Here is an 861-nt window from a genome sequence, read left to right as displayed (position 1 = left end):
GAGCTAGGCGGCCATCGCCAATTTCATTGCTGGCGTGATACCGCCGAGCGCCATGTTGGGGCGCTCATGGTTGTACGTCCATAGCCAGCGCGTGGCCTTGTCCTGAACCTGCTCGATGGTGTCGAACAACGTTGTGGCCAGCCAGGCGTAGCGGACGGTGCGGTTGTAACGTTCGACATAGGCATTCTGCTGCGGCTTGCCTGGCTGGATGTGCTCGATCTGAATCCCGCGCTGCTGTGCCCAAGCTAGCAGCGCGCCGCTGATGTACTCCGGGCCGTTGTCGCAGCGAATGGCGTTTGGCTTGCCGCGCCAGTCAATGATCTGTTCCAACGAGCGGATCACCCGGGCCGATGGCAGCGATAAGTCGACCTCGATGCCCAGACCCTCACGGTTGAAGTCATCGAGCACATTGAACAACCGGAAGCTGCGGCCGTCGGCCAGCTGGTCGTGCATGAAATCCATCGACCAGACCTGGTTGATCGTCTCCGGCACCGCCAACGGCTCTGGCCGCTCGCGCACCAGCCGCTTCTTCGGCTTGATCCGCAGGTTCAACTCCAGCTCCCGATAGATGCGGTACACCCGCTTGTGATTCCAGCCAAAGCCCTTCACGTTGCGCAGGTGCAGAAAGCACAGGCCGAACCCCCAATCACGATAGGTTGTGGTCAACCGCACCAGCCAATCGGCAATCCGGGCGTTCTCCTCGCTGGCCTTGGCTTGATAGCGAAAGCAGGTCTCGCTCACCGCAAAGGTCCGGCAGGCATGCCGGATGTTCGTGTGGCCACCATCTACGGCCCATCGGGCCATCTCCCGGCGTTGAGATGGCCTCACCATTTTTTTGCCATCGCCTCCTTCAGCAGGTCG

At 61.1% G+C, this 861-nt stretch carries 1 pseudogene; it reads right to left on the bottom strand.

Annotated features, from left to right (window positions below):
- Window positions 1-3 precede the first annotated feature (3 nt).
- Window positions 4-861, bottom strand: a pseudogene (locus XnspCFBP7698_RS21190) (IS3-like element ISXcd1 family transposase); the annotation flags it as partial.

This window comes from Xanthomonas sp. CFBP 7698 (genome assembly GCF_003600855.1).
GTDB lineage: Bacteria > Pseudomonadota > Gammaproteobacteria > Xanthomonadales > Xanthomonadaceae > Xanthomonas > Xanthomonas cannabis.
Note: the sequence above shows the minus strand (reverse complement) of the source record. Positions and strands in the feature narration are given on the sequence as shown.